This window comes from Weissella sp. LMG 11983 (assembly GCF_025908495.1).
GTDB lineage: Bacteria > Bacillota > Bacilli > Lactobacillales > Lactobacillaceae > Weissella > Weissella fermenti.
In genome coordinates this window covers 1412136-1437838 of the sequence record NZ_JAOZFD010000001.1, presented here as the reverse complement: position 1 = coordinate 1437838, position 25703 = coordinate 1412136, and the positions used below count along the sequence as shown (strand labels likewise).

The window sequence follows — 25703 nt, the reverse complement described above, 5'->3', positions numbered from 1 at the left end:
TTAGCACTATTTTGAGACAAAAAAACACCCGAACTGAAAAAGTTTCAGGTGTTAATTCGTCTCATTATTTCTTTTGTAGCTTAACAGCCGTCCCGTACGCCGCAACCATATTCATGTCAGCACCCATTGAGCCAGAATCAAAGCGCATCATCACGACCGCATCGGCGCCCATCTTAGCTGCATTTTCACGCAAACGATCTAAAGAAGAATTTCGCGTTTCCTCTAGCAACGATGTATAGGCCTTGATTTCGCCACCAACAATCGTCTTCAAGCCAGCCCCAATATCAGCCACGACATTCTTTGAACGCGTCGTTAGTCCGAACACTTCACCTAGCGTTTCCACTACCTCATAGCCCGCAACGTTTTCTGTCGTGCCACAATTACATCTTTTGCATTTGCCATTAGATATCCCCCTGACATACTTACCTTCAATATACTCGGAACCATTCCAAATGCAAATAAAAGACACTATCAACATCACTGTCGATAGTGTCTTTCAAATGGTTGATTAGTCTTCTGACTTCAAAACCTTCTTTGATACAACTGACAAGTCATCTGCCAAGTCGTATACCAAAGGCTCACCGTTAGCAATCTCAACACCCAAGATGTCGTCATCTGAGATGTTTTCGATGTGCTTAACCAATGCGCGCAATGAGTTACCGTGGGCTGCGATAACAACGTTCTTACCAGCCTTCAAGTCTTGTGAAATGTTAGACTCCCAGAATGGCAATACGCGTTCCAACGTAACCTTCAAGTTTTCACCGAATGGCAACTCACCTTCAGGAACATCAGCGTAACGACGGTCAAAGGCTGGGTAAGTCTTACCCAAAACTTCAACAGTCTCTTCTTGCGTCTCTAGCAATGGAGGCAAAACGTCGTATGAACGACGCCATTGCAAAACTTGGTCTGCTCCCCACTTTTCAGCGGCGTCAGCCTTGTTCAAACCTTGCAAAGCACCGTAGTGACGCTCATTCAAGCGCCATGACTTCATTTCAGGGATCCACAATTGACCAGCTTCTTCCAAAGCGTAGTGCAACGTCGTGATCGCACGCGTCAAAACTGACGTGTAAGCTTGGTCGAATTGGATGCCTTCCTTGGCCAACAATTCACCTGCAGTACGAGCTTGGGCAATACCCTTGTCGCTCAACTTCGTGTCTACCCAACCATTGAACAAGTTCAATGCGTTCCATTCACTTTGACCGTGACGGATCAAAACCAACTTTGCCATTGGTGATACCTCTTTTGTATTAGAATATTTCGTTACTATTGTAACAAAATTTCACAACAAATAGTAGTGATTAATTGTTCCCCAAAATTCGATACATCATGAATAGCATTGGAACGGCGTATACTGCAGCTATCCACATCATAATTTTGTTCGACCTATCTAGTTTCCGTTCCAAACTATCCATGCGAACATTTAGCGCTTCAATCTCGTTTCGCATTTTTGCAAAAGATTCAGCCACTTCTTGACGAAAACTGACAAATTCAACACGCAGTTCTCGCACTTCTTCACGTAATGGCTTAAATTCCTCATCCTGGAACTTTTCAAATTCCGCCTTCGTCACATACTTCTCATCCATTAACAATTCCTCCGTTTGATAGTTAACATCGGTAACATTTCGCCTAAGACGACAACAGAGGTACCGCAACGAAATGCGATACCTCTGTCAAAATGCGTTATTTAAGTTAAATCCAGTATATCGGAACGACTAACTGATTACAAACAATTATCGCTTAATCTCACCATTCTCGATAACCAAGCCAGATGAGTGAACTGGTCCTTGGCGATCTGGGTAGATGCGCTTGATGATACTGTTAACAGCCGTTGGCACTTCACCAAAACCAGTGGCAATCAATTCAGCCTTACCTGGGTATTCAGCCACGTCACCAACCGCGAAGACACCAGGAACAGTCGTCTCCATCTCTTGGCTAACCGTGAACTTCTGACGTTCAACGGCTGGTTGAATCGTCCAACCGGCAACAATCTTATTTTCTGACGTGAAGCCGTAGTTAACCATCAAATCATCGACGTTCAACACCTTCTTCTCATCCTCACGAACCTTAGCCAAGGTAACGTTCAATGAACCATCTTCAGCCTTTTCAACAGACTCGATGTTGTAAGGCGTCTCGATTTGAACAGATGACTTTTGCAATTCTGAAACAGCGTGCTCCATGGCACGGAACTTGTCACGACGGTGCGTCAAGTGCACTTCTGCTGCAACCGTGTCCAACAACGTTGACATATCAACAGCTGAGTCACCACCACCAGCGACCAACACACGGTGGCCACGGAAGTCTTCAACGTCGTTCAAGAAGTAGTGAATACCTTGACCTTCTAGACCATTTTCAACATCTTCCGGCAAACGACGTGGCTCGAAAGCACCCTTACCTGTTGCCACGATAACTGACTTTGAGTGGAATGAACCCTTGTCAGTCGTGATGTCAAATTCAGTGCCATTTGGGACAACATCAATAACTGTCGTATCAAGATACAAATCTTGTTGGAATTGACGCATTTGATCATCAAGTTCCTTCACAATCTTGGCTCCCGTTGTGTTCACGTAACCAGCAATATCCAAAATCGTCTTTTGTGGGTAAAGGTTGGCAACTTGGCCACCAACACTTTCCAAGCTTTCGATAATCGTTACGTCTAGTTCACGCAACCCTGCGTAGAAGGCGGCGAACATACCAACTGGTCCAGCACCAATAATTGTTAAATCTGTATCCTTAAATTCAGTCATGATTGTTTACTTCCCGTTTCTATCGGATTTATTTTTCTTTTATTTACTTTTTGTATTATACGCTACAAAAAAATCCGCTGCATAGGATAAAGGACTATACAGCGGATTATTCTTACAAGTTACGATCGTACAACGTTGCGAATTCTGACAAATCAACCCCGAAGTCGCTTGCTGAAACAATATCAACTGCGTTTCCTTCTTCGCCGGCCTTTTCTTCAAAAATCTTTGCAATATCAGCGTACAAAGCTTGGTAAGCTTCCTTGTCAGGTCCATCAACAACCAACAAGTAGTTTTCAGTACCCGTGGCCTCGTTCGTCAACCACAACAAGTGCATACGCTCAATCTTACCCATGGCATCATCAGCCAAACCAATCAAGTCGTAACGCAATGGCGTTGGGATAACATCCTCAGCAGACGAAATTTGCATCTCGCCTTCACCTTGTTGCGCTGCCAACAAGCCAGCGATGTAGGCCAAGTTTTCACGTGAAATCGGCATACCATTCGTGAATGGGTTCAATGCCAAACCTTCAAGGTTTTCAGAATCTTCACCTTGCAAAACTGGCAAGTAGTCAGTCAACGCCATGGCCCATGGGTGAACGGGCTCTTCTGAGTCAATTGGTTGGGCATTGAAGGCATCCAAATCTGTAAAGATTGGGAATACTGAGTGGCCGTTCTCCATCTCGAACGTCAACAAGCGCATCTCCGCCCCTTCAGGAATTTCAACATCCCCATCTTCCTTAATGATTGGTGGCTCACTAAAGTTAACTGGTGCAATAAAGACCGCTTCAATCAACGCTTGAATGAAGGCTTGCTCCGTTGTGTCGTTTTGTTCCTCACGAAATGCTGCCAACGCATCTAGCAATGCGTCGTTACGCAAAACATCTTCTTGGTTATCCATTATAATTCCCCATTCTTAAATCCTTGTGTTTCCATCTAGTATAACGAAAAAAAGAGCACCTGCCCAGATGACAGATGCTCAAATTAATAGATTACTTTGTGTAGATTGGTGCGAATGCAGCTGCACGTGGGTAACCAATTTCTTGAACACCCAATACGTTCGTGAATGCTGGGGCACCAGCCATTTGTGCGAAGGCAAAGAATTGTGCCTTTGCTTCTTCAAGTTCACCATCCGTGTGGATAACGTAAATCAATGCACGCTCTGGTGCACGAACCAAATCGATGGCCCAAACAGTTTGCAAGTCAGGCAAAACTTCACCCATGCCCTCAGCCAACTTAGCTGCGAACTCTGTTTGATCATCAACAGGATCTTCCAAAGTGATAGGGTCTTGCTCACGCATTTGCGTCAACGTTGCCATCACGTAGTTCATGTTGTCTTGGTTCATGACAACGTTTTGACCGTAGGCATTGATAACCAATCCAGTATCAGGGTTAGCTGACATCAAAGCGGCGTAAGTCTCCAATGAAACAGTCAAGGCAACAACCCCTTCAGCTTCAGTTGACCACTTGTTGTATTCTTCTGTGCTCGTGAAAGCTGGGAAGAATACTTCACCCTTTGAGTTTTGGATGACTTGGTAGTTCAATTGTGCGGCAACTTCTGAATCAATTACGAAAGTACCATCACCATTGTCAGTCAATTCAGCATCAACTTGTACTGGTGCTAGCAATGATGCAGCACCCAACATTGCGATGAAATCATGCTCAGTTTCAGGGTTAACATCTTTCTCGTAAGCATCTAGCGTTGCTTCAAGATCTTCATTTTCTAGTGGACGGTTGAAAATCACATCTGCCATGGTCAAATTCCTCATTCGTTTATTTTTTGTTAGTATACCCCAACTAAAACGAATCGTGTTGGAAAAAGGTCTTGAAGAAGATAACCTAATCTAATGTTTCTGGTACAACGACCTGCTTGTCCAAAATAGCTTGCTTTGCATCTTGCACAGCCATCCAAGCTTCGGTACTCATACGTCCACGTGTTACTGATACGCCATCATTCTCGAGTCCATAGACGAGGTTTTCACCACCAGGGAAATCATCCTTCATCGCTAAGTTAGCGATGTCATAAACGACTTGATCCACACGCTTTAATGCTGATGTTAGCGTGAAGTTTGAAGATGCATCCAACGCCTGGTAACGGCCACTTTGTGATTGATTCGTATCAACGCCAATTACCCAAACCTTTGCGGCACTACGGCGCTTTTCGTTGATTGATCGTGCGGCTTCGAAGACCCCTTGACCAGCGCCACCTGCTGTTTGATAAACTACGTCAGCACCAGCTTGATACATATTATTCGCCAACGTTTTGGCAGTTGCATCATTTTTAAAATCGCCAACATAGTCATGCAAAATCTTAATGTCTGGATTAATTGATTGTGCACCAGCAATATAGCCAGCCTCAAACGCTTCCATAACAACCGACTTTTCACCACAAACGAGTCCGATTGTGTCTGTTTTCGTCGTCTTAGCAGCGGCAACACCAGCTAGATATGATGATTGATTGGCTTGAAAGGTTACCGAGACAACGTTTGGTCGCGTCTGCGCAACATCGCCAATCATGACAAAATCACGGTCGGGATACTTTTCAACCGCTTCGTCCACGGCCTTAATCTTGCGATACCCCACCGCAAAAATCGTCTTAAAACCATCATTAACCGCATCGGCAATTGCTTGCTGCGACTCCGTTGCCGTTATGGCGTGAAAAGATTGGTAGCCATCAAGCCCCTCAGCCAACCCTGTTTCCAAGGCATATTTTTTAATACCTCGCCAAGCAAGTTCTTGGTATGACTGGTCATCAACACCAGCGCCATCTGTAATCATGGCTACCGTTGCTTGAATCGGTTCAGTTTGCGCCTCAGTTGGACGACTTGTCATCATCATCCCAGCAACAGTCGCTATTAGCGCTGTTGCCACAACACCAATAATTACACTTTTTTTCATCTCTTTCCCTCAATGAATATAACCAAATTAAAAGACGTCATGCGTCTAAACGCACAACGTCTCATTTAACCAAATTACTTTGAAGGAACTGTGATTTCCTTATCAACAATCTTCTTTTGGGCTGCTTGAACAGCTTGCCAAGCTTCATCAGACATGTTTCCGCGTGTTACAGCAACACCCTTGTCGTCCAAACCGTACACCAATTGCTTACCACCAGGGAACTTGTCCTTAGCTGCCATTTCAGTCACGTCAACGACGGCCTTACCAACCTTCTTAACTGATGACGTCAACGTGAAGTTTGACTTACCATCCTTCGCCGTGTAAGCACCATCATCGTTTTGGTCACGGTCAACACCGATTACCCAAACCTTGTCAGCAGCGTTCTTTTCGCTGTTCAAGTCCTTAGCTTCAGTGAAGACACCGGCACCGGCACCACCAGCAGCTGAGAAGATCACATCAGTACCGTTTTGGTACATTGAAGCCGCAATCGTCTTACCCTTACCGGCATCAGTAAAGCTACCGACGTATTGTACGTCAACTTGAATGTCAGGGTTAACTGACTTTGCACCAGCAACGAAACCAGCTTCGAATGTCTTCACAACTGCTGATTCCATACCACCAACGAAGCCAAGCTTGTTCGTCTTAGTCGTCTTAGCGGCAGCAACACCAGCCAAGTATGATGATTGTTCTGACTTAAACGTTACTGAGACAACGTTGTCACGCTTCTTGGCGATGTCATCGACAATCATAAAGTTCGTGTCTGGGTGCTTCTTGGCTTCTTCGTTAACCGTTGAAGTCAATTGGAACCCAATACCATAAATGTTCTTGAAACCGGCTGACACAGCTTGATCATAATTCGTCTTAAAATCAGCATGTGACTTTGATTGATAGTAAGTGTAACCATTCTTACCTTGCTTAACGCCGTTTTCCTTACCCCATTTCTCCAAGCCTTCCCAGGCAGATTGTTGGAATGACTTATCGTCAACTCCACCACCGTCAGTCACCAATGCGACTGATGTCTTACCTGCTTCACCTGAAGCTGACTTGTTTCCAGATAGTGCGGCGTATGCGCCACCAGCGATTACTACTACCGCAGCACCAGCAATCCACATCTTTACGTTTGAAGCCATGTTGTTTTTTCCCCTTTATGAAAAACCCATTTATTTTTTTCGATGACCAATTCATCTATGCCATAAATATAACGAACAAATTCATAAAAGTAAACGATTATATTCGTTTATTCACAATTTATTCACAGTTAATCGTTTTAAAAAGTTCGGGAATATCGAGTAAAACGTTTATAACACGAACTTACCCCGTTCAGGCGCACAAAAAAAGCGACGATTCCCGTCGCTCAATCATTTTTTATTAGTTTACCAGTCGAACCATGTACGTTTCTGGCACAAAACCACGGACAGCATTGTACAAACGCTTTGCTCGTGATGCCTTATCAGTAATTGCAAATACCGTTGGACCCGTACCAGACATCTGAACCGCATCCGCCCCAAACTTGCGCATCTTCTCTTTCAGCTTCACAATTTCTGGATACTTTGACGCTGTAACTGGTTCAAGAACATTAAACATCCCCTTAAACGCAGCATCAAAATCGCCACGCTCAACGGCATCCATCAACGCTGACATATCCCCGTGTTCCAAATTGTCATAATCGATCATCTTCAGAATTTTAGGCGTCGACACACTAATTGCTGGCTTCGACACAACCAACCATAGCGGTGGAAACTTTTGTGAGAGTGGCGCCACAATTTCACCGCGTCCCGTCACCCGTGCTGGTCGTGAGTAAACACAGAATGGCACATCGGCATCAATTTTTAAACCAATTTCCGCAAGTTGTGCTTCCGTTAAAGTCATATGCCAGATTTTATTTAAACCTCGCAATACGGCCGCCGCATCTGATGATCCACCGCCAAGTCCAGCTGCCACTGGAATGTGCTTGTCAATATGAATTTCCACCCCTTCAGATACACCCGCCCGTTCGCGCATCAATTCAGCCGCTTGATAGGCTAAATTCTTTTCGTTCAATGGCAACAAGCCACTTGTCGATTCAACGATAATCTCTTGATGATCTGTCGTTGTTCGAATTGTGACTGTGTCAGCCAAATCAATCGCAACCATCAACATGTCCCATTCTTGTTCGCCATCAGCATGCGCAAATGGCGTATCAAGACTAATATTAAGCTTCGCATATGCGCGTTCTAAAATTTCCATGTTAACGGTCATCCTTTCGCAGAGTTTCTTTCATTATAGCAATTTGCAACCGTTTACGAAACAATCGACCTTGCTTGAAAAAAGCCCCATTTATCGGACATTGAACTGAACCCCGTAAGTTGGAGTAAATCTAACTTACGGGGTTTTGTTATGTTTTCAAAGGAAGTACAACTTGAAGCAGTTAGTATGTATCTGAAAGGCGTGCCACCTAAGCAGATACGGAAGAAGTTTGGAATCAAAGGTGACGCCACCATTCTTAATTGGCTAACCAACATTAAGATGCTTGGGATCGAAGGTCTTAATAATCCAAGTCGAAGCAAGACAAACTATTCATACTCCTTTAAAATCAAGGTTATAAGATGGCGATTAGAACATCACGCTTCTCTACCTGTAGCAGCGAAGAAGTTCCGTATACGGACTCCTGCTCAAATTTGGCAGTGGGAACGCGCGTTGGAATCCGGTCGTCTAAAACCTGATAAACGAAGGCGGAACCAAACCATGAATAAGCAAGAACACGACAAGATTAAGAAGCTTGAAGAAGAGAACGAACTACTTCGCATCAAGGTGGCCTATCTGGAAAAACTAGAGGCCTTAGCACAGGAAAAGAAAAAATTACAAACCAAGACAAAGCGGTAGTAATCACTGTGCTAAGGCAAGAATTGAAGTGCAAATTAAAGTTGCTTCTTCAAGTAGCTGAGATGTCTAGCAGTAGTTATCACGATTCGTGCAAGCGTGCGTACAAGGAGTATCCACGTGAGTTGATCGATGCGATTACATCAATTCGTGACGATAACCCCGACTACGGTTATCGTCGTGTCACACAAGAACTTAGTAATCGTGACTTCAATACCAACCATAAGGTTGTGCTGAAAATCATGAAGATCAATGGGCTTCTCTGTACTGCTTTCAAACGTTTAACACGGAAGTACAATTCTTACGCTGGCACTGTTGGTCACATATCACCAAATCGTGTTAACCGTCGGTTCACAACGGACCGTCCATATCAGAAGGTTCTCACTGACGTCACGGAAGTTCGCTGGGGATCAGGCACAATGGCAGAACGTGCTTATTTCACTGCATATATCGACGTTTATAGTGGTGAAATTCTCACTTGGAATATCGATTTAAATCCAACCGTCGAGTTTGTCACACAGCCGTTAGATGAGCTGCTAGAAAACAGACCAGAGTTGAATTATCGAATGACAATTCACTCTGACCAAGGTTTCCAGTATCAAAATTATGAGTATGTATCACGGTTAAAGACTAACCGTGTGTTCCAAAGCATGAGTCGCAAAGCGACATGCCTAGATAACGCAATGGCTGAGAGTATCTTCCACATCTTGAAGGTAGGAACGGTACATAACAACCACTATCAAAGCTATGACGAATTAAAGTCCGCCATAACTAACTATGTCTATTACTACAACAACAAGCGGATAAAAACAAAACTGGCCGGAAAAACTCCGGTTCAATACCGAAATCTTTCCGACCAGTTATCTGCTTAAACTTCACTCCAATTTTTGGGGTTCAGTTCACATCTCCTGTATACTTAAAGAACTATACAATGAAAGGTTGCTCATATGCGCTATCTCTACATTTTGCTCGGGCTAATCACGTTCGGTATTGGAACCGTAACGATTTGGGTGCCCGGCATTCCAACGACGCCCTTTTACTTGCTAACGGCATTTTTCTGGGGCCGTTCATCAGAGCGACTTCACGCCTGGTTAACCCAAAACAAACACTATCAAAAATATGTGCACGAAGGCATCTACCACCGCGGTTTGACTCAACGTGCACGCATCGTCATCTATCTTGTAACCGCAGCTATGATGAGTATTCCGTTCTTTACTTCTGGCAAGACATGGCTCCAATTCACGTTAATCGGTGCATCGCTTAGCCAAATTATCTCAATGGAAGGCTTCTACCGTGGCTGGTGGATGAACAATTGGTTCCTACCAGACGATGATGCTGAATAATTAAAAAATCTCGACCGCAAGAAAAACTGCGGTCGAGATTTTTTGTTACATATCAAAGCGCCCCTTAAGTGACGCAATCACATCCGGTGTCAATCGAACACTATTCGCCTGAATGAATTGTTGCACATCAGACAACGTCTCAAACTTTTGCTTAACTGGTTGTACCAAGTTCGCTTGCAACAACGCCTCAGCAAATTGGACATCTGCCATATTAATCGTTGTCATCCCCCAAGGTTGTGACAACAACAACTCTTCCCAAGTTCCCTTGATAAGGGCCTCGGCACGCTCGTAGCGACGATCCTTATTAATAAATGATCGCAAATCAATTGGGTTCAAATCATTCTCTGCCATCATGCCACTCCTCTAACCAACTTGCGGCATCATCGCCTAACCATTGTTGGTTTGTTTCAATAAATTGTTCAAAGTCATCTGCGACATCAGCTTGTTCAACTAAGTCCGCTTCGTATAATGCAATCGCAAATTGCGCATCGGTTGCTGCAATTGTCGTTGGTGAAATCGGATGACTCACTACGAAGCGATTCCATTCATTCCACAACAAAGCAACTGCACGTTCGTATTGTGGTGCCCGCAAAATCACGGCACGTAACATCAATGGATCAAGCGCCATTAATTGTCCTCCCATTTTGTTAATGTCACAACTTGGCCTACCGGTTGCAAAACTGAAAGTGTCGCGTCGGTTGGCAAAACCCACACTAATCGACGATAACGATTAGCTGGCAATTCTTGTTCACCGTCACCATCGGTAAAGATAACCACGACGGTACTCTGCGGTTGGTATCGCTCTGACTGCAACGTTTCAAAAATCGTTGTAAAGCGCGTGCCACCACCAGCGCGACGGCGACCATCGGCAATCCAATTTTTATCAATCGCATGTACTTCAGTGTCGAAGGCAAAGAAATCAACTGTCGCTGCAAGTTGTTTTTGCATCTGTGCTACTTCAGCCATAAAGCGGCTCGCCGTATCATCTGAAATTGACGCTGAATTATCGATAAAGACCGCAATCTTAGTCTGTGTCGCGTCCACTTGGCCCGGCAATTCCATGCGATATGGTTGGCGACGATTGAAACGAGCACGACTATCTTGCTTGCCTGCTGGCACGTTGCTCATCGCCTTACGCAACAAGCCTCGCCAGTTACGTCGTGGCGCCAATAGTTGTTCAATCTGGCGTTCAACTTCGCCCGCCATATTACCGCGGCCCGCAACTAGCGCATCGTGATTCGCATCGGCAACCACATTTCGCAAAGCTGCTTCTGCTTCTTCGCCAGCCTCAGCACCTGTCGACCACCCTTTGTGATCGTCACCAGGCAACTGTGAGCTGGCCCCTTCGTTATCAATCGTATCCATCAACGGATGCAGTAAATTGTAATAGGTACTTGAATCGGCATACGTTGGCAAATCCAATTCAATCATTTCTTCAACTTCAGCCAACGTGTGGGCACCAGGAAAACCACCACGAATATATTGATTAACGGATAAGTCAGTTGCTAAGCCGACCATCTTGGCCTCAGCCGCATTCTCAGCAATTTTATCTGCATAACGAATTGGGTGTTCCCACACCATGTGTAGCACTTGGTGGGTCAGTGCACCTTTAACATCCGCAACCGAGTGATAAACTTCTTCGAATAAAATCGGATTAATACGCAACTCCCAAAATGGCGCTTGCCAAGAAAGTCCCATCGTACCGCCAACCGTGTCATCGTACACACGATTTAATCGTAAGACGACTTCACCATAAAACCGGCTTTCGTCCAACAATTTCATCGTGGCTTTTTGAACTAGTTCATCAATCTTCTGATAGGTCATAGGCGGCCACCTTCGTGATGACATCGTAAAGTTGCTTTGCGTGCTCACCAGTTGAGCTGTACAGCTGCTCCAACAAGTTACCCGCTGCCAATTGCTTAACGACTGCGTATTGGCCATCCTTGGCCGTTGCTGTCAAAATTTGCGTAAAGCGACCGGCGTTATCTTCTTGGGCAATATCAACTGCGGCTAACGTTGACTTCAACAAGGCCAACTTTTGTACTTCAGGCAAACCAACGAACTTCGTCATCACTTGTTCCGGCACTTCTGGCCCCCATGGTTGGCTTACAAAGATATCCATGGGCGTCAATGTCTCTTGATTCGTTTGCATAAATTGCACGAAACGTTGCGCAGCAGCTTCACCCAGGTCACCAGCCACAATGTCAAAAACCAACGCTTGCTGAGTCGCTTCTGGCAAGGTCAATAATTCATATAAATTATCTGACACACGTTGCCAAGCACGTGGCGTAGGATTTAAGTCATCCCCACGTTCAGCTGGGTAAAGTTGCGTCGCATCTTCTTGTAGGTAACGTTGAATCATCTCATGGATGTTTGGTCGTTGCTTTGTCTTATCTTCAGTCGCTGCCCACGCCAACCAGTCAGCAACATCAACCTTCATCACCAAACGCACTGTACGATCCTTAATGGCCGCATCACCAGCCACAACCCCGTAATCGGCATTTTCAAATCCAGCCATCGTTTCATCAGGATTTTCAGCAATCACCAGCTTCACTTCGGCTGGCAAAATCAATGAATTAATTTGGCGTTGCAAGACCAAATTCATCAACTCACTTTGAACCGCTTGTGAGCCACGATTAAACTCGTCCAAGAACCAAATGATTGGCTTGCCTGGGTGTGCTTGCGCCGCTTCAATAATCTCAATCAACGTGTGCGTGTAACCGTACTTCACATCAGCCAATGAGCCATACTGCTCAGTTTCAACATAAGCATCGCTGGTCAAAGGTGGTACTGGAATAGCCAAGTCGCCCTTTTCTGACAAAGAAACAACCGTCGTAAAGAGCGTTGCACCCATTTGACGGGCAATTTCAGCGACCAATGCTGACTTACCAATACCAGCTTCACCGACAATATTAGGCACATTACCACCTCGCAACACGAGTGGAACTGCCGTTACTAATTCCTGAAATGAAAGTGCCATGTCGTTTTTCCTCAATCTATTGTTAATTACTTATAGTTTACGCTGTTTCAAACCCTTTTTGGTTTTAAAAGTTAGTTGGTGGTTTGTGTCGACGCGTTGCGTCGAGTGGCTGGGGGCTTCTTTTGGCCCGCTAAACCGGACATGTCAAAACCGTGGGAGGCGGAGTCCACTGCGTTGCAGCGTACTCCTTTACCCTCCGTACTACTAAGGGATAAATCCCTAAGTAGTACCCCCACAGGTTTAGCCATGTCCGTTTTCTACACGTGGGGCGCCCCCAGCCACAGCAACCAAGATGTTCTAGTCCGTCTGAGATAATCATCCACCAGGAAATAAATGAGCAAACTGTTCACCCTGAAATTTCGCGTCGGATGAAAATCAAACAAACATAGTATTGCTTGGCTGCTGTGACCTGCCCCGCCGAGCGTATAGACCCAAGTGGACCTTGACCCGTGGGTGTGGCCTCTTAGCGGTTTTACCGCTTAGAGCCACGAGGAGGTAAAGGTGTACGCGCCATCGGCGTGGACTCCGCTCCCCACAGGTCATGGTCCACTTGGGTCAGCGAGCCAAAAGAAGGGGCAGGTCACTCCGGCCGTCAGGACGGACACAAACCACCAAACTAAATAAGAAAAGCCACCAGATGCTTTAAGTTCATCTGGTGGCTACCATGGTGTTTCAGTTGTCTTTCTGTACGCGACAATCGCTTGGCAAAGTATCATGACATGAGTTAACAGGTTCGTCCATCTGTACACTTCGTTTTCCAAGGGAAGGTCTCATGTCGTTGATTCAATACCAGGTTAAGACTAGCTCATTGTTTGCGCGTTTGATATGAGCGTCATCGTGACGATTGGCAATCGAAGCATCAATTCATTTATGAATTATACGGAACACTTCGAAATTCGCCTAATAAAAAGGGAACTTTACTTCAAATAATCCGTCGCAACATCTTTGAACAGGTCAATCACCTTGAAATACGCCACTTCTTCAACATACTCATCGGCCTTGTGCGCCGTTGCGTTACCCGGTCCGATGACCGCAAGTTGCATGTTTGGGTTCGCCTTGATAAATTGTGACGCATCCGTTCCCAATGACACCGCAATCGCAGGTGCAGCCATTGGCTCATCCAAATACTTTGGAATCGTTTGCTGAATCAATCGAATCAACTCACTATCCTTTGGTGCGACAACCGCACCGTCATACGCCTTAACATTCAAACGCAAATCCATTTGCGGATCCGTCGCCATCACATCGGCCATCAGCTTTTTCAACCGGCCAATCAACTCCTCAGGTGGCAACTCCGGAATGATACGCGTTAGCACCGTCAATGTCGCTGAATCAGGAACCGAGTTTTGTTGTTGGCCGCCTTGAATGACGTCAGGGCCATATAACGTACGGTCCAATACTGGACTAACTTCTGGTAGTTCTGCATAGAATTGCTTCTCAGCTAGATAGTAGGTAATCAAATGGTCAATCGCATTGATGCCCAACTTCGGCATCGAGCTGTGTGCTGCCTTTCCTTTCGCTGTCACTTCATAAGCCAAAAAGCCCTTGTGTGCGTGAAAGATAAAGTGTTGTTCCGGCGCCTTGCTACCACGCTTCTTTTCATTCAACTCAGCCAAAGATTCCGGATCGATGACCGCACCACCACTGTGGAAATAATCATCAATGTCGTCTAACGCCACGCCAGTTGGTTCAGCAATTACCATTGCTTCAACATCATCCAAGTAGCCTCGCTCAGTTAGCAGCTTTGCCCCAGCTTCCGTCTTTTCTTCATCAACCGTGGCGATGAAGCGCACCGTTCCATGCAATGGCGCACCAGATTCTTGCAACTCAATCATTGCAATCAAGAATTCAGCGATACCGCCCTTCATATCCGTCGTGCCACGACCATACAAGCGACCATCCTTTGCAACCACTTCAAACGGATCTGTTGACCAGGTATCTAAATCACCTTCGTGAACCGTATCAATGTGGCCAGCAAACGCCAGCACTGGTCCTTCACCATCCCCAATTTCCGCCACAATGTTTGCACGTTGTGAATCATCAGCCACTAGCTGACTTTCGATACCATGACGCTTAAAGACATCCTGCAAATAAACCGCTACCGATGTTTCGTTGGCCGCCACTGTGTTAATGGCAACCAGGTCCTTTAGTATTGTTAATTTTTCTTGTTCCCGCATAGTTTTTCCCACCTTTAAAACTTCTCATGTAATTTTATCTATGTGGCCCCAATACGCAAAACAGCGATTAAGTATCATAAGAGATACTTAATCGCTGTGAACATTTTTACTCTATTAACGTTGTTGTCGTGCCTCAATCTCAGCAACGACTTCTTCTGGCTTCTTTGGATGCACGCCAATATTCATCAAGATGGCGACTACCGTTCCGATGAACGTATCAAACACACGTTCCACGGCATACATATATGTCGCATCTGCTGGAATCGTCAGCGCAATCATCAGCAAAGCCGCCGTCGATCCTATAATTCCTTTGTTGTTACCAATGCCGTCATTGATTGAAATCAACAACATTAAGAAAGTTGGCAACACCAGAATTTGGACCAAACTAGCTTCATTGAAGTATTCGTAAATCAAAAAGTACGCAATTGCAAAGCCACCACCCAAGGCATTGGCTAACACACGCGACTTACCAAACTCAACCGTCGTCTCAAAATCTTGTCTGAGCGAAAACACAGCTGAAAGTGCTGCAATCATAGGATTACCACGATTTATGAGGACGAAAATTGCCACGATAATCATGACAGCTAATCCCGTTTTAAACGTGCGCATCCCCAATCGAAATGATCCTAATTTCATACAGTTGTTTCCTCGTTGTTATTCGTATTGTGTTGCATGACGATGACCAATAAAGATCATCGTTGCAACGCCGACAAAGGCAATAAAGACCACACCTGCTCCGCCATAGAACAATGAGCCATAACCACTCTGTTCAATCACGGCACCACCCAACAAAGGTCCAATCGCACGACCAACGGACGGTGCTGCTGCTGTCAAACCTTGGTAACGGCCCTTCAATTCCATTGGTGTTAGTTCATTAACTAGCGCTGGAATCATTGGGAAAGCCGTCGCTTCACCAATCGTTGTGACCACCATCGCCAACGCAAACCCAGTAAACGTCTTGGCGAATGGCAAAATCAAGAATGCCAACCCAAACATCAACAAGCCAGCGAATATTTGAATGAACATTGATTTGCGATTAGCTGACAGGTTCAATGCGTTCATGCCAAGTTGAATAACAGCAATCAAAATACCGTTAATCGTCCATAGCATTGAGTATTGCCACAATGGCAACTTCAACACGCTCGACATGTAAACCGACAAATTACCGAGCCATTGTGAATAAGAAATCCACAAGACCATCAACCCAATGACGCCGGTGTAAACCAAGCGCCAATTCCATTTGGGTAATTTGAAACTTGACTTCGTTGTCTTTTGTTCCGTACGTTCCACTTTAATTTTGAAATGTGAACGCACAATGAACAAAAGGACAATATACATAATCAAAGCCAGGATAAACAACCATGTAATACCGTACGTATAAATCGGTCCAACAGCCGCCGTCGCAAACACCATACCAAAGTTTCCCATAAAGTACAGCATGTTAAAGACAAATCGGCCGTCGTGGCTACGGACATACGTGCCGTACGAATTAATCGCAGCTGTATTCCAGCCACCGAAGAAACCAACTACGGCCAAAATAGCCGCATAAGTTGGCCACCCGTGGAAGAGGATGAACAGCACTTGCAACACAATCATGGCCACCGTCCCAAATTGAATTAGTTTGTGTGGTGAAAAGCGGTCAAATAAGCGACCACTGACTAACGATCCAACCGCCTGACCAACGGCATTGGCCATCATGACCCAACCAATAATGACTAGCGTTTGATATAGCTCATCGTGTAAGTACACTGATGTTAGTGGCCAAATAAAACCAAAGGCAACACTGTTGATGAAACTAGCTGTCAGCAACCAGCGAATTGACATGCCTTGTTCGTTTGTTTGCATCCCTTACCTCCATTATTTTGAAAAAAGAGAACGAGGCTACCAAATTGGTAACCCCGTTAATGTCTGTTTGTATTACCCGAATCCACCTGGTTCTTCAGCATGGAATTCAATGTTTGAGAATTTGTTGTATGACTTAACAAATAGCAAACGGGCGGTTCCACGCGCACCAGAACGGTTCTTCTCCAAGATGACTTCGATTTCTCCGACATCTTGTTGTTCTTCATCACGTGGATCATTTGGATTATCCGAATCATCGTTAGCTTTCTCGTAATAATCATCACGATACAAGAAAGCAACGATGTCGGCGTCCTGCTCGATTGATCCAGATTCACGATATCTGACAACATCGGACGCTTGTCTTGACGTTGTTCAACACTACGAGAAAGCTGAGAAAGCGCGATAATTGGCACATCCATTTCCATGGCCATCATCTTGATTGCACGAGAAATAGCTGAGACTTCTTGCTGACGCCCTTCGCTTCCAGTACCTTCAATCAGCTGCAAGTAATCGATAATAACCAAGCCAATTTGGCCTTCACGCTTATATAGACGACGTAACTTCGAACGGATTTCCGTCACCTTGATACCAGCCGTATCATCGATATAAATCTTGGTATTTGCCAATGAACCCATGGCAACGGCCAACGCATTCCATTCTTCGGAATCCAATTGACCAGTACGCATGTGCTGTGAGTTGATGTTTCCTTCAGCCGCCAACATACGGTTAACCAATGAAGTGTCCGGCATTTCCAGTGAGAAAATAACAACCGGCAAGTTTGGGTCAGCCACCGCAACCTTTTGAGCAATATTCAAAACGAACGCCGTCTTACCAACGGCCGGACGCGCGGCCACAATGATCATTTCGCCACCGTGGAACCCAGTCGTCAGATTATCCAAAGCTGGGTAACCTGACGCCAACCCTGTAACCGTCTCGGTCGTGCGAGAGTTTTGCTCAATTTGCTCGAATGACTTTTCAACAACGTCCGCGATATTCTTAAAGTCGGCGCTCTTCTCGCCCCCATTAATCATATCCAGCTTCGTTGACAATTCAGCCACGGCGTCATCAACCGAATCCGCCCCTTCATACGTTTGCGTCAAACTGTTCTGCAACGTATCAATCATGTTGCGACGAATCGACTTTTCACGCACGATACGCGCATAGTAAAGTGCGTTGCCGGCAACCGGCACCGTTGATGCCAATTCAGTCAGGTAGGCCATGCCACCCACGTTTTCGACTTGATTATCCTTATTCAGTTCATCTGTAATCGTCAAAATATCGATGGCACGTTGCGTTTCATCCAGCTTCAAAATTGCCGCATAGATTAAACGGTGTGCCGTTCGATAAAAGTCAGATGGTTCCAAGATTGTCATCAAGTCCGCAATCAAATCCTGCGGGTCAGTCGACAACAAAATAGAACCCAAAACGGCTTGTTCAGCGGTCACATCTTGTGGCACGCTAAGCGCAGTCGTTTCTGTTTCATCTGCCATGGGGACGCCTCCTTTTTGTTTATTCAATAGAATCTATTATACACAAAAACAGCCGGCATTTTATGCCGACTGTTCGTTTACGCTATGCTCTTTTTAAACGCCTGGCGCAATTTCGGATATCACTGCGCTAAGATAAAAATTTTCCGCACGCTTTCAGCGCACAGAGAAATTTTCCTCTTAGCTCCGGATATCCGATTTTTGGTCTGCGACCAAAATACATTGCTCTATGCTCTTTTATTGCTCGTCAGTGTGGATGCGAATCTTTGCCTCAACATCGTGGTGCAACTTAACCGTAACAGTACGGTAGCCCAATGCACGGATTGGCTCCTTCATATCCATCTTGCGCTTATCAATCTTCAAGCCGAATTGCTTCTCCAAAGCTTCAACAACTTGCTTTGATGAGATGGCACCGAACAAACGACCGTCAGTTCCAGCCTTTGCCTTCAACTCAACAACCGTCTTGTCGTCTTCCAACTTAGCCTTCAAAGCCTCAGCTTCAGCCTTTTCTTCAGCGGCCTCACGATCGGCTGCCTTCTTTTGACCACGCAATGCAGAAACATTTGCGTTAGTTGCAGGCTCAGCCTTCTTGTTCTTAATCAAGAAGTTGTTAGCGTAGCCATCAGGAACTTCCTTAACTTCGCCCTTCTTACCGCGCCCCTTAACATCTTCCAAGAAAATCACCTTCATGATTATCGACCTCACTTATTAATCTTCATTATCACCATCATCATTTGTTCCCGCAAGAACAGATAACAATTGTTCATAGACGGCAGTGGTCGTCGTCTCTGAGACCTGCGTTGCCGCATTACTCAAATGACCGCCTCCGCCCATTGCTTCCATTACTAATTGTACATTAAATGACCCAGTTGAGCGCGCCGAAACGGCAACTGTATTGTCATCGCGTCGTGAAATCACAAATGACGCCTCAATTCCAATCATCTGCAACAACGCATCCGCAGCCTGAGCAGCCACAACTGAATCATATTGCACATCATCTTCACCAATGACAATTGCCGCATTATCATGAATTTGCGCACGCTCAATCAAGTGGGCACGCTCACGATATGAATCAACGGTTTCCTTCATGAAGTCTTGCAACATCTTACCATCAGCACCAACTGAACGCAGATAACTAGCCGCATCAAACGTTCGTGTACCAGAACGCAACGTAAATGACTTCGTATCAACCTGAATACCAGCCAGCATCGCCGTCGCCTCAATACGAGACAATCCCTTTGCACGACGTGGTTGATACTCAAACAGTTCCGTTACCAACTCAGATGTAGATGACGCATAGGACTCAATGTAAACCAATTGCGGTTCATCAGGGAACTCTTCGCCACGGCGGTGGTGATCAATAATCACAACTCGCTCAGACAGTTGTTGATAAACTTCCGGTGATTCTGAAATCGATGGCTTTGAATGATCCACCATGACCAACAAACTACGTTCAGTAGCTTCTGACATCACCTGTGCAGGCGCCATCATGGCAGACTGATCAGATGGATCAGCCTTAAGCTCTTGTAGCAACAACTTAATATCTGAGTGCTCATGACCACTCTCTTCATAGACAACCCATGATGGCTTACCCAACATTTGAGCCAAACGGCGAACACCCAGCGCAGCACCAAACGAATCCATATCAGAACGCTTGTGTCCCATAATGAAAATTTGGTCTGCTTGGGTCATCAAGTCAGCCAAAGCTTGCGAAATGACACGCGCGCGCACACGGGTACGCTTAGCCATCGGGTTTGTGTTTCCACCGTAGAAACGGGCGTCCCCGGTTGGTGACTTCACAACAACTTGATCACCACCACGGCCCAACGCCAAGTCCAAGTTAGCTTGGGCATTCTGCGCCAAAACATCAATCGCCGTTTCCTTGTAGGCAATTCCAATACTCAACGTAATTGGTGTATTCTGCATTGAAGTCGCTTCACGCACGGCAGTCAACACATTAAACTTATCCGCCTCAGCGCGTCGCAAACCATCACGATAACCAATCAACATATAACGATCGACAGCCAAACGACGTACGTAAATCTTGTGTTCAGCCATCCAGTCTGACAACGTCTTCGTCACGAATGTACGCAATGCAGAAGCGTCCGAGTCATTCATCCCTTCAGATACTTCGTCATAGTTATCCAATGAAACGATTCCAATGGATAACTTGTGCGCCTCGTAGTCACTCATGACTTGCGCTGAGTCAGTAGCATCCAGCAGATATGCAGCACGTAGTTCGGGTTGCACCTGTACATTAAATACACGATCCAACCAGTGTAATTGCGTAACACGCTTATCTTCATCCGGCCATCGCTTAATCAAGTCAGCCAATTGCACGGAAGCTTCCCGCAATGGTCGACCAACGATGACACGTTCCCCAAGGAAACTTTGTAGATAAGGGTTCACCCAATTAACTTCGTTCTGTTCATTGAACAAAACGACCCCCAAAGGCATCTGAATAATTGCTTCTTGTTCACCACGATTAACGCGGTATGAAAGATTTCAATATAGTGTGTGGTGTCTTCGCCAATAATCTGCAAGGTCTTGAATATGACCATCAAAGCAATCACAACCAAGGCCAGCCAGACAATTCCGGCAACCCAATTCACCATAAAGGCTAAAATCGCGCCGATAATTGCCATCACCGAGACGAGCACTGCCATCCAAGCGAGGCGCCGATTTTGGAAGAACGCCGGTAAAGCATCCAAATTTTTCACGCGTATCACCCAACCCATTCCTTAATAGTTTCTTTATAAAGTAGTATACCATGATTACCAAATAGACTTGAACCGCTAAATAATGGCTTTTTTATGTAAAAACTGTTCAATCAATTAAATTTCTGATTACGTTAAATACAAAATAATTCCTATACACACATCGTTATTATAATCATTTACTGTATCACCTGAAAGGGAAGCAAATTTGAAGATTGCGAAACAATAATCATTATGAATACAGTACTAAAGTACCTGCCCAGAACCGGTATTATTTTAACTTTATTTTTGTACGCTCAACACCATATTTTCTGGGGATTGTTTGTGCTAATCATCGCTGTGATTTGGGAAATACTAAACGTTAGAGTTTTTAAAATCAAGTAGTTAATAAAGCCCTCATGCTAAGGAATAAAATCCGGTGCATGAGGGCTTTGTTACTAAAAACGCACCCAACATAACGTCAGGTGCGTTGCTTGTTAATCGATCAATCCAGCTTCGCGAGCGCGTTGCTTGTACATCTCGATTTCGTCTTCTGCAGCCCAAACGAAGTGTTCAGGTGCAATTTCAACCATCTCACGGTCACGTCCGTCCATTTCGTCAGTTGGATCGTAAACGATTGGCTCACGGGCCGTCTCAACTGATGGATCTGGAACTGGAATGGCACTCAACAATGAGCGCGTGTAATCGTGCAAAGGCTTGTTGTAAACTTCGTCGGCTGGTCCAATTTCAACCATCTTACCCCAGTGCATAACACCGATACGGTTAGAAATGTACTTAACCATCGACAAGTCGTGGGCAATGAACAAATACGTCAATCCCTTGTCCTTTTGCAATTGCTTCATCAAGTTAACAACTTGCGCTTGGATTGAAACGTCCAAGGCAGAGATTGGCTCGTCGGCGATGATGAACTTTGGTTGCACAGCCAACGCACGGGCGATACCGATACGTTGACGTTGTCCACCAGAGAACTCGTGTGGGTATCGGTTTGAGTGGTCACGGTTCAAACCAACCGTCTCCAACAAATCTTCCACACGCTTTGAACGCTCTTCGTCGCTGGCGGCCAAGTGGTTAACGTCGATTCCTTCAGCAACGATATCCTTAACCTTCATACGCAAGTTCAATGACGCTTGTGGGTCTTGGAAAATCATTTGAACTGCTTGACGGAATTCTGACAATTCGCCACGCTTCTTCAACTTAGCAATGTCCTTGCCATCAAACAAAACTTCACCTGCTGATGGTTCGTACAACTTCATAATCGTACGACCGATTGTCGTCTTACCTGAACCTGACTCACCAACAAGACCAAACGTCTCACCTTCGTAAATGTCGAAAGTTGCGTTTTGAACAGCCTTCGTTTCGTTGCTACGGCCCTTGTTAAACGTGATATCAAGTCCCTTGATTTCAACTAACTTCTTCTTTTCTTCAGCCATTAGTTGTTAACCTCCGTTCCAAGAACTGCCGTTGCGTCGCCGGCGACTGCCTTCTTACGGTCAGCTTCTGGGTGCTCAGCTTGGTAGCGAGCCCAACGCTTTTGTACTTCCAATGGTGGCTCAACTTCTGGCGCACGTTCATCCAACAACCACGTTGACGCAAAGTGCGTCTCTGATAGCTTGAAGAAAGGTGGCTTCTGCTTTTCATCGATTGCCAAAGCGTACTTGTTACGTGCCGCAAATGGATCACCTACAGGTGGCTCCAACAAATCAGGCGGCGTACCTGGGATTGCTTCCAACTCACCACGCGCCGTTTCCGTCGTTGGCATTGAGTTCAACAAGCCCCAAGTGTATGGGTGTTGTGGGAAGTTAAATACTTCATCAACAGTTCCAATTTCAATAATTTGTCCGGCATACATAACCGCCACACGATCAGCCATACCAGCCACAACACCAAGGTCGTGGGTGATGAAGATGATTGATGAATTGATTTCCTTTTGAATCTTCTTCATCAAGTCCAAGATTTGCGCTTGGATTGTAACGTCCAAAGCCGTTGTTGGCTCGTCGGCAATTAGGATTTCAGGGTTGTTGATCATCGCAATCGCAATAACGATACGTTGACGCATACCACCTGAGAATTGGTGCGGATAGTCGTTGATGTGGTTTTCTGAATTTGGAATACCAACCAACTTCATCATTTCCAATGCCTTTGCCCAGGCATCCTTCTTGCTCATCTTCTTGTGCTTGATCAAAGGTTCGGCAATTTGTTGCCCAATCTTCATCGTTGGATCCAAAGAAGTCATTGGGTCTTGGAAAATCATGGCAATTTCTGAACCACGCAAGTGCTGCATGTCTTCTTCTGACTTACCAATGATTTCGTCGCCCTTGAACTTGATTGAACCGTGTTCAACTTCAGCGTTCTTTGCCAACAAGCCCATCAATGAACGTGTTGTAACAGACTTACCTGAACCAGACTCACCCACGATAGCAAGCGTCTCACCCTTGTACAAATCAAATGAAATGTCGCGGATGGCTTGTACCTTACCGTTGTAAGTTCGGAAATTAATTTTAAGGTCCTTAACCTCAAGAATCTTTTCTGCCATGTCTTAACTCTCTTCCATTAATCCTTCGTACGAGGGTCAAAGGCGTCACGCAAACCATCTCCAAGCAAGTTAAAGGCAATCATGATGACAGCCAAGATAAGTGCTGGAATTACCAATTGGTATGGATAGAATTGCAAAGCCTTTTGTCCATCATTCAACAACGTACCCAATGAGGCCATTGGCACTGGAATTCCCAATCCAATAAATGACAACAATGCTTCGAAGAAGATTGCTGATGGGATTGTGAACATCAATTGCACAATGATTGTTGAACTCAAGTTTGGCACCAAGTGGCGGAAACCAATACGCCATGCTGATGATCCCAATGTACGAGCGGCCAAGATGTAATCTTGTTCCTTAATCGTCAATACCTGCGCACGTATCAAACGCGCCATTGACGTCCATGATGTCATTGCGATACCCAATGCGATTGACAACATACCGGGCTTCAAAATCAAAATCAACAAAACGAAAACAACCAAGTTAGGAATTGATGAAATAACTTCGATGATACGTTGCATCACGATGTCGGTCTTACCACCACGCCAACCGGAAACAATTCCGTATGTGACACCAAAGACCAAGTCCATGGCAGCGGCAATCAACGCAACTTGCAATGAGATACGCGTTCCGTAAAGGACACGCTTGAAGATGTCACGACCAAATTGGTCAGTTCCAAACCAGAAGTTCTTCTTCTTTGAAACGCCAGCTGAATCGTATGAATCAACCTTGACACCATCCAACTTCGCCTCACCAGTGAACCCTGGAATATCTCCCAAGACACCCGGTAAGCGCGGTGGCAAGTTTTGCAACGTCACATCTTGGTGTGACGTTGACTTTGAGTTGGCGATTGGGGCAGACCCAAATGCTGCCACAAAAATGAATACCAAAATCCACAATGAGATGAAGGCTCCCTTGTTCTTCTTCAAACGACGCCAAGCATCCTTAGCGAAGCTCAATGAAGGCTTCATAATCTTTTCGTTATCGACATGACGATCCGCTGGAAGCAGCTTAAAGTCATCTGCCGTCAAATTTACTTGTTCAGCCATGTGCTACTCCTTACTTTGCCAAACGGATACGTGGGTCAATAACACCGTACAAGATATCCGTAATCAACAACACAACCATCAACATCATGGCGTAGACAATCGTCGTTCCCATGATGATTTGGTAGTCATTCGTCAAAATTGATGAAACGAATTGGCTACCGATTCCTGGAATTGAGAAGATTGACTCAACAACGATTGACCCAGTCATCAAGTTAACCGCCATTGGTCCAATCAACGTTACCAACGGAATCAATGAGTTACGCATTGCGTGCTTCCAAATCACCTCACGCTTTGACAATCCCTTGGCACGTGCCAATTCAATATAGTCAGAACCCAAGACATCCACCATTTCTGTACGGATGAAACGAGCTGACGTTGCCAAAGGCGCCATTCCCAACGCGATTGTTGGCAAGATAGTAGAAGAGAAGCCCTTCCAACCAGCGATTGGCAACCAGTCCAACTTCAAACCAACCCAGTATTGCAACAAAGCCGCAAACACGAATGATGGGATTGAAATTCCCAAAACGGCAATGATTGACAAGATTGTATCCGTCTTTGTGTTACGACGAACGGCAGCTGCTGAACCAAGTCCGATACCGGCGATTACACCGAAGATCAAAGCTTGAATTCCCAATTGCGCTGAAGGTCCCATACGTTGTGCAATCAACGTTGAAACTTCTTGGTTAGCGAATTGGAATGACACACCGAAGTCAAAATGCAAGGCATCCCACAAATAAGTGACGTATTGAATGAAAATTGGCTTATCCAAGCCGTACTGTGCTTCAATCATCTTTTGTTGTGCCTCAGACAAACGCTCAGCATTCGCAAGCGGTGAACCAGGCATCAGCTTCATCAAGAAAAATGTCGCTGAGATAATCAGCACCAGCGTCAAAATAATGATTGCTAGTCGCTTAAGTAAATATTTGATCATAGCGATGACCTTCCCCTATTATTCCTGCTATTCATATTATGAAAGGATCACTTACGTTTAATTAAAGACGAAGTTGATATCTCTCACATATCCATAGTTTTTATTAGTATTTTCTAATCTTACCAGACAACACACGATTGTAAAAG

24 protein-coding genes and 2 pseudogenes are annotated in these 25703 nt (G+C 45.2%); 3 read left to right on the top strand and 23 right to left on the bottom strand.

Annotated elements, in window-relative coordinates; translation table 11 throughout:
* Window positions 1–64: 64 nt before the first annotated feature.
* The 9 genes from OIT45_RS07225 to ispE form a co-directional block, all read right to left on the bottom strand.
* On the bottom strand, window positions 65–343 hold the full coding sequence (locus OIT45_RS07225) for a heavy metal-binding domain-containing protein (RefSeq protein ID WP_264330051.1): 279 nt from the start codon (window positions 341–343) through the stop codon (window positions 65–67).
* A 165-nt stretch (window positions 344–508) separates the two neighbouring features.
* On the bottom strand, window positions 509–1228 hold the full coding sequence (gene gpmA / locus OIT45_RS07220; protein WP_003607789.1) for a 2,3-diphosphoglycerate-dependent phosphoglycerate mutase: 720 nt from the start codon (window positions 1226–1228) through the stop codon (window positions 509–511).
* A 70-nt stretch (window positions 1229–1298) separates the two neighbouring features.
* Window positions 1299–1583, bottom strand: coding sequence for a hypothetical protein (locus tag OIT45_RS07215; protein ID WP_199404531.1), 285 nt, complete (start codon window positions 1581–1583; stop codon window positions 1299–1301).
* A 147-nt stretch (window positions 1584–1730) separates the two neighbouring features.
* A complete protein-coding gene (locus tag OIT45_RS07210) occupies window positions 1731–2744 on the bottom strand; it encodes an NAD(P)/FAD-dependent oxidoreductase (RefSeq protein ID WP_135798412.1) in 1014 nt (337 codons plus the stop codon).
* A 112-nt stretch (window positions 2745–2856) separates the two neighbouring features.
* On the bottom strand, window positions 2857–3642 hold the full coding sequence (locus OIT45_RS07205; RefSeq protein WP_199404530.1) for an SseB family protein: 786 nt from the start codon (window positions 3640–3642) through the stop codon (window positions 2857–2859).
* 91 nt (window positions 3643–3733) lie between these two features.
* Window positions 3734–4495, bottom strand: coding sequence for an SseB family protein (locus tag OIT45_RS07200; protein ID WP_003607793.1), 762 nt, complete (start codon window positions 4493–4495; stop codon window positions 3734–3736).
* Between the two features lie 85 nt (window positions 4496–4580).
* A complete protein-coding gene (locus tag OIT45_RS07195) occupies window positions 4581–5639 on the bottom strand; it encodes a BMP family lipoprotein (RefSeq protein WP_135798414.1) in 1059 nt (352 codons plus the stop codon).
* A 74-nt stretch (window positions 5640–5713) separates the two neighbouring features.
* Entirely contained in the window at window positions 5714–6769 is a 1056-nt protein-coding gene (locus tag OIT45_RS07190) for a BMP family lipoprotein (RefSeq protein WP_003607797.1), read from the bottom strand.
* Window positions 6770–7007: 238 nt separating this feature from the next.
* Window positions 7008–7865, bottom strand: a complete 858-nt coding sequence (gene ispE, locus OIT45_RS07185; protein ID WP_199404529.1) for a 4-(cytidine 5'-diphospho)-2-C-methyl-D-erythritol kinase — start codon at window positions 7863–7865, stop codon at window positions 7008–7010.
* Between the two features lie 150 nt (window positions 7866–8015).
* Between ispE and OIT45_RS07180 the strand changes: the two genes are divergently transcribed.
* From OIT45_RS07180 to OIT45_RS07170, 3 genes are all read left to right on the top strand, one after another.
* Window positions 8016–8501: a helix-turn-helix domain-containing protein gene (locus tag OIT45_RS07180; protein ID WP_264329904.1), complete on the top strand. Its 486-nt coding sequence runs from the start codon at window positions 8016–8018 to the stop codon at window positions 8499–8501.
* An 8-nt stretch (window positions 8502–8509) separates the two neighbouring features.
* Window positions 8510–9370, top strand: a complete 861-nt coding sequence (locus OIT45_RS07175) for an IS3 family transposase (RefSeq protein ID WP_264329962.1) — start codon at window positions 8510–8512, stop codon at window positions 9368–9370.
* Between the two features lie 75 nt (window positions 9371–9445).
* Window positions 9446–9841: a YbaN family protein gene (locus tag OIT45_RS07170; RefSeq protein WP_199404626.1), complete on the top strand. Its 396-nt coding sequence runs from the start codon at window positions 9446–9448 to the stop codon at window positions 9839–9841.
* 45 nt (window positions 9842–9886) lie between these two features.
* On the opposite strand, the gene OIT45_RS07165 is transcribed toward OIT45_RS07170, so the two are convergent.
* The 14 genes and pseudogenes from OIT45_RS07165 to OIT45_RS07100 all read right to left on the bottom strand — a co-directional run bounded on the left by OIT45_RS07165 (window position 9887) and on the right by OIT45_RS07100 (window position 25557).
* Entirely contained in the window at window positions 9887–10195 is a 309-nt protein-coding gene (locus OIT45_RS07165; RefSeq protein ID WP_199404625.1) for a hypothetical protein, read from the bottom strand.
* Window positions 10179–10469 (bottom strand): hypothetical protein, encoded by a 291-nt coding sequence (locus OIT45_RS07160; protein WP_003607801.1) that lies wholly within the window; start codon window positions 10467–10469, stop codon window positions 10179–10181. Before OIT45_RS07160 ends, OIT45_RS07165 begins: the two co-directional genes overlap by 17 nt.
* The gene (locus OIT45_RS07155; RefSeq protein ID WP_199404624.1) at window positions 10469–11665 is read right to left on the bottom strand and encodes a VWA-like domain-containing protein; all 1197 of its coding nucleotides are present in this window, start codon (window positions 11663–11665) and stop codon (window positions 10469–10471) included. Before OIT45_RS07155 ends, OIT45_RS07160 begins: the two co-directional genes overlap by 1 nt.
* Window positions 11646–12821, bottom strand: a complete 1176-nt coding sequence (locus tag OIT45_RS07150) for an ATP-binding protein (RefSeq protein ID WP_199404623.1) — start codon at window positions 12819–12821, stop codon at window positions 11646–11648. The genes OIT45_RS07155 and OIT45_RS07150 overlap by 20 nt, the downstream gene beginning before the upstream one ends.
* 917 nt (window positions 12822–13738) lie before the next feature.
* Window positions 13739–14998, bottom strand: coding sequence for a M20/M25/M40 family metallo-hydrolase (locus tag OIT45_RS07145; protein WP_199404622.1), 1260 nt, complete (start codon window positions 14996–14998; stop codon window positions 13739–13741).
* A 114-nt stretch (window positions 14999–15112) separates the two neighbouring features.
* On the bottom strand, window positions 15113–15634 hold the full coding sequence (locus tag OIT45_RS07140) for an FUSC family protein (RefSeq protein ID WP_199404621.1): 522 nt from the start codon (window positions 15632–15634) through the stop codon (window positions 15113–15115).
* A gap of 18 nt (window positions 15635–15652) precedes the next feature.
* Complete coding sequence (locus OIT45_RS07135; RefSeq protein ID WP_199404620.1) at window positions 15653–16843, bottom strand: MDR family MFS transporter; 1191 nt, start codon at window positions 16841–16843, stop codon at window positions 15653–15655.
* A gap of 72 nt (window positions 16844–16915) precedes the next feature.
* Window positions 16916–18249 (bottom strand): annotated as a pseudogene (gene dnaB, locus OIT45_RS07130) (replicative DNA helicase).
* 315 nt (window positions 18250–18564) lie between these two features.
* On the bottom strand, window positions 18565–19017 hold the full coding sequence (gene rplI, locus OIT45_RS07125) for a 50S ribosomal protein L9 (protein WP_003607811.1): 453 nt from the start codon (window positions 19015–19017) through the stop codon (window positions 18565–18567).
* Window positions 19018–19035: 18 nt separating this feature from the next.
* Window positions 19036–21065, bottom strand: a pseudogene (locus OIT45_RS07120) (DHH family phosphoesterase).
* Between the two features lie 455 nt (window positions 21066–21520).
* Window positions 21521–22474: an ABC transporter ATP-binding protein gene (locus OIT45_RS07115; RefSeq protein ID WP_199404618.1), complete on the bottom strand. Its 954-nt coding sequence runs from the start codon at window positions 22472–22474 to the stop codon at window positions 21521–21523.
* Entirely contained in the window at window positions 22474–23577 is a 1104-nt protein-coding gene (locus tag OIT45_RS07110) for an ABC transporter ATP-binding protein (protein WP_199404617.1), read from the bottom strand. The genes OIT45_RS07115 and OIT45_RS07110 overlap by 1 nt, the downstream gene beginning before the upstream one ends.
* A gap of 17 nt (window positions 23578–23594) precedes the next feature.
* Window positions 23595–24626 (bottom strand): ABC transporter permease, encoded by a 1032-nt coding sequence (locus tag OIT45_RS07105; RefSeq protein WP_135798426.1) that lies wholly within the window; start codon window positions 24624–24626, stop codon window positions 23595–23597.
* Window positions 24627–24636: 10 nt separating this feature from the next.
* On the bottom strand, window positions 24637–25557 hold the full coding sequence (locus OIT45_RS07100) for an ABC transporter permease (RefSeq protein WP_003607817.1): 921 nt from the start codon (window positions 25555–25557) through the stop codon (window positions 24637–24639).
* Window positions 25558–25703 lie beyond the last annotated feature (146 nt).

Coding starts and splice junctions, on each gene's coding strand:
- gpmA (WP_003607789.1), bottom strand. CDS start 1,228: ATGGCAAAGTTGGTTTTGATCCGTCACGGTCAAAGTGAATGGAACGCA.
- OIT45_RS07215 (WP_199404531.1), bottom strand. CDS start 1,583: ATGGATGAGAAGTATGTGACGAAGGCGGAATTTGAAAAGTTCCAGGAT.
- OIT45_RS07210 (WP_135798412.1), bottom strand. CDS start 2,744: ATGACTGAATTTAAGGATACAGATTTAACAATTATTGGTGCTGGACCA.
- OIT45_RS07205 (WP_199404530.1), bottom strand. CDS start 3,642: ATGGATAACCAAGAAGATGTTTTGCGTAACGACGCATTGCTAGATGCG.
- OIT45_RS07200 (WP_003607793.1), bottom strand. CDS start 4,495: ATGGCAGATGTGATTTTCAACCGTCCACTAGAAAATGAAGATCTTGAA.
- OIT45_RS07195 (WP_135798414.1), bottom strand. CDS start 5,639: ATGAAAAAAAGTGTAATTATTGGTGTTGTGGCAACAGCGCTAATAGCG.
- OIT45_RS07190 (WP_003607797.1), bottom strand. CDS start 6,769: ATGGCTTCAAACGTAAAGATGTGGATTGCTGGTGCTGCGGTAGTAGTA.
- ispE (WP_199404529.1), bottom strand. CDS start 7,865: ATGGAAATTTTAGAACGCGCATATGCGAAGCTTAATATTAGTCTTGAT.
- OIT45_RS07180 (WP_264329904.1), top strand. CDS start 8,016: ATGTTTTCAAAGGAAGTACAACTTGAAGCAGTTAGTATGTATCTGAAA.
- OIT45_RS07170 (WP_199404626.1), top strand. CDS start 9,446: ATGCGCTATCTCTACATTTTGCTCGGGCTAATCACGTTCGGTATTGGA.
- OIT45_RS07165 (WP_199404625.1), bottom strand. CDS start 10,195: ATGATGGCAGAGAATGATTTGAACCCAATTGATTTGCGATCATTTATT.
- OIT45_RS07160 (WP_003607801.1), bottom strand. CDS start 10,469: ATGGCGCTTGATCCATTGATGTTACGTGCCGTGATTTTGCGGGCACCA.
- OIT45_RS07155 (WP_199404624.1), bottom strand. CDS start 11,665: ATGACCTATCAGAAGATTGATGAACTAGTTCAAAAAGCCACGATGAAA.
- OIT45_RS07150 (WP_199404623.1), bottom strand. CDS start 12,821: ATGGCACTTTCATTTCAGGAATTAGTAACGGCAGTTCCACTCGTGTTG.
- OIT45_RS07145 (WP_199404622.1), bottom strand. CDS start 14,998: ATGCGGGAACAAGAAAAATTAACAATACTAAAGGACCTGGTTGCCATT.
- OIT45_RS07140 (WP_199404621.1), bottom strand. CDS start 15,634: ATGAAATTAGGATCATTTCGATTGGGGATGCGCACGTTTAAAACGGGA.
- OIT45_RS07135 (WP_199404620.1), bottom strand. CDS start 16,843: ATGCAAACAAACGAACAAGGCATGTCAATTCGCTGGTTGCTGACAGCT.
- rplI (WP_003607811.1), bottom strand. CDS start 19,017: ATGAAGGTGATTTTCTTGGAAGATGTTAAGGGGCGCGGTAAGAAGGGC.
- OIT45_RS07115 (WP_199404618.1), bottom strand. CDS start 22,474: ATGGCTGAAGAAAAGAAGAAGTTAGTTGAAATCAAGGGACTTGATATC.
- OIT45_RS07110 (WP_199404617.1), bottom strand. CDS start 23,577: ATGGCAGAAAAGATTCTTGAGGTTAAGGACCTTAAAATTAATTTCCGA.
- OIT45_RS07105 (WP_135798426.1), bottom strand. CDS start 24,626: ATGGCTGAACAAGTAAATTTGACGGCAGATGACTTTAAGCTGCTTCCA.
- OIT45_RS07100 (WP_003607817.1), bottom strand. CDS start 25,557: ATGATCAAATATTTACTTAAGCGACTAGCAATCATTATTTTGACGCTG.